This window comes from Streptomyces sp. NPDC002309, from assembly GCF_053593375.1.
Window position 1 is genome coordinate 70,856 of sequence record NZ_JBSFCI010000036.1, and the last position, 6,204, is coordinate 77,059.

The 6,204-nt window shown below is 73.3% G+C and carries 6 protein-coding genes and 1 pseudogene; 2 read left to right on the top strand and 5 right to left on the bottom strand.

Annotation, left to right across the window (positions count from 1 at the left end):
• The first annotated feature begins 79 nt into the window (after positions 1 to 79).
• Complete coding sequence (locus ACWCPM_RS27075) at positions 80 to 1,276, top strand: lactonase family protein (protein WP_450978857.1); 1,197 nt, start codon at positions 80 to 82, stop codon at positions 1,274 to 1,276.
• Here ACWCPM_RS27075 and ACWCPM_RS27080 read toward each other — a convergent pair.
• Complete coding sequence (locus ACWCPM_RS27080) at positions 1,244 to 1,969, bottom strand: DUF2470 domain-containing protein (RefSeq protein WP_450978858.1); 726 nt, start codon at positions 1,967 to 1,969, stop codon at positions 1,244 to 1,246. The genes ACWCPM_RS27075 and ACWCPM_RS27080 overlap by 33 nt on opposite strands.
• A gap of 156 nt (positions 1,970 to 2,125) precedes the next feature.
• Positions 2,126 to 3,337: pseudogene (locus tag ACWCPM_RS27085) on the bottom strand (RNA-guided endonuclease InsQ/TnpB family protein).
• Between ACWCPM_RS27085 and ACWCPM_RS27090 the strand changes: the two are divergent.
• A complete protein-coding gene (locus ACWCPM_RS27090; protein ID WP_450978859.1) occupies positions 3,336 to 3,521 on the top strand; it encodes an Arc family DNA-binding protein in 186 nt (61 codons plus the stop codon). The pseudogene ACWCPM_RS27085 and the gene ACWCPM_RS27090 overlap by 2 nt on opposite strands.
• 80 nt (positions 3,522 to 3,601) lie before the next feature.
• Here the strand turns inward: ACWCPM_RS27090 and ACWCPM_RS27095 are convergent, their stop codons facing one another.
• The 3 genes from ACWCPM_RS27095 to ACWCPM_RS27105 form a co-directional block, all read right to left on the bottom strand.
• Positions 3,602 to 3,853, bottom strand: a complete 252-nt coding sequence (locus tag ACWCPM_RS27095) for a pentapeptide repeat-containing protein (protein ID WP_450978864.1) — start codon at positions 3,851 to 3,853, stop codon at positions 3,602 to 3,604.
• 72 nt (positions 3,854 to 3,925) lie between these two features.
• Positions 3,926 to 4,669: a PIG-L deacetylase family protein gene (locus ACWCPM_RS27100; RefSeq protein WP_450978860.1), complete on the bottom strand. Its 744-nt coding sequence runs from the start codon at positions 4,667 to 4,669 to the stop codon at positions 3,926 to 3,928.
• Positions 4,670 to 4,705: 36 nt separating this feature from the next.
• Positions 4,706 to 6,007 (bottom strand): alpha/beta fold hydrolase, encoded by a 1,302-nt coding sequence (locus tag ACWCPM_RS27105; protein ID WP_450978865.1) that lies wholly within the window; start codon positions 6,005 to 6,007, stop codon positions 4,706 to 4,708.
• Positions 6,008 to 6,204 lie beyond the last annotated feature (197 nt).

Here is a 6,204-nt window from a genome sequence, read left to right on the forward strand (position 1 = left end):
GGGTGATCCGCGCGAAGGTGGCTGTCACGCCCGGGGCCGCGGACGAGTCCCGGGGCACGCGACGAGCTGAGGTGCACAGATGAGCGGGGACGCGCGGGCGGGCGGCGGCTGGAGCAGGCGGCGCTTCGTCGGGGTCGTCGCGGGGGCGGCGCTGCCGGCGTCGGCCGCCTGCGGGACACGGCCGGCCGACAGGACGTCCGAGACCCCCGCCGAGCGCGGGACACCGACAGCGGCTGCCAGGCCGTCCGGCCCTCGCCCGCTCTACGTCGGCACCTACACGTCCGTCGAGGGCGGCGGCACGGGCATCGGGCTGGCGACCTACGACCCGGCGACGGGCCGCGTCACCGGCACCGGCACGCTCACCGGCGTGCCGGACCCGTCGTATCTGGCGGTGCATCCCGACGGCCGCACGCTGTACGCGGTGAACGAGCGGCCGGACGGCGCGGTGACCGCCGTGCGGACGGCCGACCGCACGATCCTCGGCAGTCGCGGCACGGGAGGCGGCGCGCCCTGTCATCTCTCCGTGCATCCGGGCGGGCGCTGGCTGCTCAGCGCCAACTACACCTCCGGCAGCGTCGCCGTGCACCCGATCGAGTCCTCGGGAGCACTGGGAGAGCGCGCCGACCTGGTCACGCACGCGACTCCGGCACCGGGGCCCGGCCAGGACGGCCCGCACGCCCACCAGGTCGTCACGAGCCCTGACGGCGGTCACGTCCTGGCGGTCGACCTCGGCACGGACACGGTCTACAGCTACCGGCTGGACGAGCGGAACGGCACGCTGCGTGAGGTCGCGCAGGCGCACACCCGGCCGGGGGCGGGACCGCGGCACCTCACCTTCCACCCGGGCGGCCGGTACGCCTATCTGGCCAACGAGCTCGACAACACGGTCGCCGTCTGCGCCTACGACCCGGCGACGGGCCGCTTGACGATCGGCGAGCCCCAGTCCACGGGGACCGGCGCGGGCACCCACTATCCGGCGCAGATCCTGGTGACCGCCGACGGTGCGTACGCGTTCCTCGCCAACCGGGGCCACGACAGCCTGGCCCGTTACGCGGTGGAGGGCGACGGTGCCCGGCTCCGGCTGCTCGGCACGGTGCCGGTCGCGGGCGACTTCCCCCGCCAGATCGCCCTCTCGCCGGACGGACGGCTGCTGTTCGCGGCGAACCAGCGGTCGGGCGGTGTCAGCGTCTTCCACGTGGACGGCGCGAACGGTGAACTGCGGCTCGCCGGGGAGCCGTTCGCCTCACCCGTCGCCGTCTGTGCGCTGCCGCTGTAGCGTCCGGGGACAGGACGCGGCGCTCGCCTGGGCGAGCAGCACGTGCATACGCTCGGTGAGCTGCGCGACCCCGTCGGCGGGCATGTGGAAGGGCAGCCTCACATCGCCGTGGGCGCGGCGGCGCTCGATCCGCAGCGTCAGTCCGTGCCGGTCGACGGCGAGCGGCTGGACGCGCACCACGCCGTGCAGGTTGCCCGGCTCGACCAGCCGGGTGAGTCTCTCGACCGCTTCGGGGTGGGCCTCGGCCAGATGGGTCAGCAGCCGGGCCTCGGCGCCGGCCAGCGGGTCGGGCGCGGCCGCGGCGAACTCGTCCAGGTCGATCACCACGGAGCCGGACGGCCGGCGCAGCACCACACGGGTGGCCTGGAAGGCGAGGTGGCCGTCCTCGATCGTGAACCAGCCGGCCAGCCACAGCCGGGCGCGGATGCGGCTGCGCATCGGGACGGGGGCGACGTCGGCGAACTCCAGGACGGCGGACGGCTCGCCCCGGGGAGCGCAGATGGCGGCCGCGAGCAGGGCGCTGTCCTCCGGCACGTGCAGGACGATCCGGCCGTCCTCCTCCACGGTGTGCGCGCCGACGAGGTCCTCGCGCACGCCCTCGGCGGTCACCGCGCACGACCACGAGCCGGCGAGCACCGATCGGGCCCACTCCGCCGCGGCGGGCGCGGCCGTCCAGGCCTGGCTGTCACCCATCCCGTTCCTCCTCATTAGGTAAGGCTCACCTAACCTACCGAAGATCCAGGCGCACGCCAACCAGCGGGCACCCACCGCCGCCGCCGGGCCCCGTTCCGCTGTGCGTCATTGAATCCTCCCCTCCCTGAAGGACTCCGAAGGGAGGGGATTCCTGGCTCAGGCTGCCTCCAGGAGCGGCGCTCCCGGAGGTCTTGCGCCCTCGGCACCAGCCGGGTGGAGACCAGCCCGGACGAGCATCACGCGGGCGGAGTTCTTGTCCCTCGGGGAGACGACGCCGCACGCGGTGCAGGTGTAGGTACGTTCCGAAAGAGGAAGTGCGTGCTTGGTTCTCGCTCCGCACGACGCGCAGTCCATGGTGGTGTGCGCGGGATGCACGAGGCGGATGTCCCGCCCGTGCTTGCGGCCCATCTCGACCAGGGCCGTCTTCGTGGCGCCGATCGCCGCGTCAGCGGCTTTCCGGGCCATGGTGGTCCTGGCCAGGAACTTCGGGCGGAAGTCCTCGACGGCGATCGCGTCGTGGTCGCGGACCACGCGCTTGGCCCACTTGCGGGCGGTGTCCTGCCGCTGCCGGGCCACCTTCTTGTGCAGCTTGGCGGCCTGCAAGCGGGCCTGCCGGTAGCCCTTGGAGCCAGCTTGTCCTTTCGCGGGTTTCCTGCGGGCCGTCATCCGCTGGTAGCGGGCCAGGCGCTGTGCCGCGTTCTTGCCGTGCTGCGGGTGCGGAAGATCGTGGGCGTCGGATGTGGTGGTGGCGGTCTCCCTGACGCCCCAGTCCACCCCGAGCACCCGGCCCGTGGCGGGCAGCGGCTACACCTCGGTCGCGACGACGAACGACGCGTACCAGTGCCCGACACTGTCGCGGTACACGCGCACGCTGGAGGGGGCGGCGGGCAGGTCGCGGGACCACACGACCGTCAGGACGATGCCGCCTGCGAGGTGGAGGCGGCCGTCCTTGAGGCGGAACCCGCGCTGGGTGTAGTTCAGCGTGGGCAGCGCGTCCCTCTTCCGCTTGATGCGGGGCATCCCGGCGCGCCGGCGGACCGGCAGCTTCGCCTTGACGTCCTTCAACGCCTTGGCGCGGGACTTGGCGAAGTCGCGGATGGTCTGCTGCTGCGGCACCGACGCGCCCGCACGCAGCCAGGCCATCGCGTCGCGGGCCTCGGTCAGCATCTTGTCGAGCTGCGCCGGACCGCACGTCACCTTCTCGGCCGCCTCCCGGTTCGCGGCGTGGACCTTGCGGGACATGGCCACGCACTCGTTCCACACCCACCGGCAGCGCGCCCACTCGGCCATCAGGCCCGTGCAGGCGGTCGACGACACACGAAGCCGGTAGGTGTACCGGGCGTGCCCGACATCTCCCGCCGCTCCCATGGTGTCGCCATGGCATCATTTTAGCATGGAAGACGAGAAGCGGATCTCTCTCCGCCTGCCAACGGAACTGCACGCACGCCTTGTTGAAGAGGCCCGCGCCGACCGGCGGTCCCTCAACTCCGAGATCGTCCACCTGCTCGAGGTCGCGCTCGGCCCGGCGGGTGGAAACGACCCATCGCCCTGAAGGTGATCGGCCTTTCCTTGCCCTGCTCCGCAGGGGTCCGATTCCTCCCCGGTCTGAAGGCCGGGGCATCCTCGGAGGTATCAGGTGAAGGGGCGTCCGGTGCGCGGGCCGTGAGACGGAGCGCGGCACCCGGTGCCCGACGAAGCCCGCGCCGCGTCGACCTGGGGCTGAGTGAGGAAGAACGCCCCGGTCAGGTCGGCGTCCGTGAGGTCGGCGTCACGCAGATCCGCACCGATCAGGTCGGCACCGCACAGATCCGTGCCGGTCGGGCCTGCGGCGATGAGACAGGCACGCGCAGGTTCGCGCCACGCAAATCGGCGCCCGGGGGCCAGGCCCTGTCAGGTCCGCGCCCCGCGCTCGCGGCCCCGGGTACCGGCCCGGGCTCCCGTGTCGACGCGCCTCGCCTACCGGGTGAAGAGCTCGAACGCGACCGCCGGTCGCCCTCCGAAGCGCTCCCCCGCCTTCTCGGCGTAGCCGGTCAGGAAGTCCCGTACGTACGTCTCCGGGTCCTCGTCCGTCAGCACCTCGATGTACGTGCGGTGTTCGAGCAGGGAGCGCACCGCGCGCTCCAGGCCGGGTGTGGCTTCCACGGCGTGCGTCGGGCTGCTGGAGCCGGCGACCGCGACCCAGCGGACGCCGTTCCACGGCTCCAGACCCCGGTCGGCCAGTTCCGGGAAGATCCACCGGTTGCCCGCGTCGCCCGCCGCGTCGAGCGTGGCCCGGCCCACCGCGACATGGTCGGGGGTGTTCCAGGCGACGCCGCCCCAGGTGTCCCGGTGGTTGAGGGTGATCACCAGCTCGGGCCGGTACCGGCGGATGGCGGCGGCGATGTCCCGGCGCAGGGCGGTGCCGTACTCGATGACACCGTCGCGGTGGTCGAGGAACTCCACCTCCGTCACCCCGACGACCCCCGCGCTCGCCCGCTGCTCACGTTCGCGCACGGGGCCGCACTCCCCTGGCTCCAGCGTGTCGATGCCCGACTCGCCCCGGGTGGCCAGGACGTAGGTCACCTCACGGCCGGCCTCCGTCCAGGCGGCGATCGCCGCCGAACAGCCGTACTCGAGGTCGTCCGGATGCGCCACGACGGCGAGGGCGCGCCGCCAGTCGTCGGGCATGGGCTGGAGCTGAGAAGGCGTCGGCTCGGTCATGCCCGCACACTAGCCGGGCCTCGGGGCCGCCCGGCGTCAGACCTCGTCACGCGTCAGCGACAGCAGCCGGTCCAGGACACGGGGCCCGCCGGCCCGCACGCCGTCGTGCTCGAACTCGTCGGTGACCCAGGTGCGCAGGCCGCGCACGGCGCGGGCGGTCTCCAGCGAGTGGGCCGTGTCGACGTACATGTCGTCGTGGTACACCGCCGCCGCGACCGGCACCTCGTTGGCGGCGAGGCGTGCGGGGTCGTACAGCGGCCGCCAGCCGGTGTGGGCGGCGAGGAGTTCGGCGGTCTCGCGCAGCGGGCGCAGCGCGGGGTCGCAGTCGAACATCCAGGGGTGGATCGTCTCTCCGGTGAACAGCAGCGGTCCGTCGCCCGCGAGCGTCTTGGCGGCGTCGAACTGCGGGAGGTCCGCGCGGATCCGTTCGGCCGACCACGCGGTGGGGCGGTGGTCCTGGCCGTAGATGGCCTCGTGGACCAGCGCGTACAGCGGGTGTCCGGCGTACGACAGCAGGCCCTGGACCTCCTCCTGAAACGCGTCGGAGAGTACGGGGCCCTGCGCGGTGCGCACGAAGGCGTGCTCCAGGAGGTAGTGCAGCCGGTGGCTGCCCTCGCTGCCGCCGAGGAGGATGCCGAGGGACTGGAAGGCCTCGACGGTGAGCCGGTAGCCGCTCGGGAGCGCCACGTCGTGGGTGAGGAGGTGGTCGGCGATCCGGCGGGCCCGCTCGACGTCCTGCGGGTAGCGGGCGTAGTGGGCGGCGACCTTGCGCTCGATGCGCGGGTAGGCGGCACGGTAGACGTCGTCGGCGTGGGCGTCGAGGGAGGGCAGACCGCCGGTGACGAGGGCGGAGGCCAGGCCTTCGGGGGCGGCCGACAGGTAGTGCACGGTGCAGAAGCCGCCGAAGCTCTGGCCGAGCACCGTCCAGGGCGCGCCGCCGGTGACCTCGCGCCGCACCGCCTCGCAGTCGCGGACGATCGAGTCGGCGCGGAAGTGCGTCAGGTAGGCGGCCTGTTCGGCAGGGCCGCCGCGCATCGGGAGCGTCTGGCGGCCGGCCGGTGTGGAGTGACCCGTGCCGCGCTGGTCGAGGAGGAGGACGCGGTACTCCTTCAGGGCCCGGCCGAGCCACGCCTGCTTCCCGACGAAACGATTCGCCCCGAAGCCCGGGCCGCCCTGGAGGAAGAGCAGCCACGGCAGGTCCTGCCCCGCCTTCTCGCTCGCGACGACCTCACGGGCGTAGAGCTCGATGCTCTCCCCGGCCGGGTCCTCGTGGTCGAGGGGCACGGTGAATCGGCGGTCGGTGAGGACGACGCCGGGCTGGCGGTAGCTGGCGCTCAACAGGGCTCCCGGGGTGACGACGGTGACAACGGTGCTGGCCGCGTCCCAGTTCAGCACATCACCGGCCGGCCGCCACCGCCGGGGATCATGAACGGCCACTGAACGGCGGTTCAGTGGCTGGATCACGGGGGTGCGGCGTGCCCGGCCGGTGCGGGCGGCCGGTGCGGGCGGCCGGTGCGGGCGGCCGGTGCGGGCGG

Bases quoted from the DNA above. Each gene is read 5' to 3' on its own strand.
- ACWCPM_RS27075 (WP_450978857.1), top strand. From the start codon at position 80: ATGAGCGGGGACGCGCGGGCGGGCGGCGGCTGGAGCAGGCGGCGCTTC.
- ACWCPM_RS27080 (WP_450978858.1), bottom strand. From the start codon at position 1,969: ATGGGTGACAGCCAGGCCTGGACGGCCGCGCCCGCCGCGGCGGAGTGG.
- ACWCPM_RS27090 (WP_450978859.1), top strand. From the start codon at position 3,336: ATGGTGTCGCCATGGCATCATTTTAGCATGGAAGACGAGAAGCGGATC.
- ACWCPM_RS27100 (WP_450978860.1), bottom strand. From the start codon at position 4,669: ATGACCGAGCCGACGCCTTCTCAGCTCCAGCCCATGCCCGACGACTGG.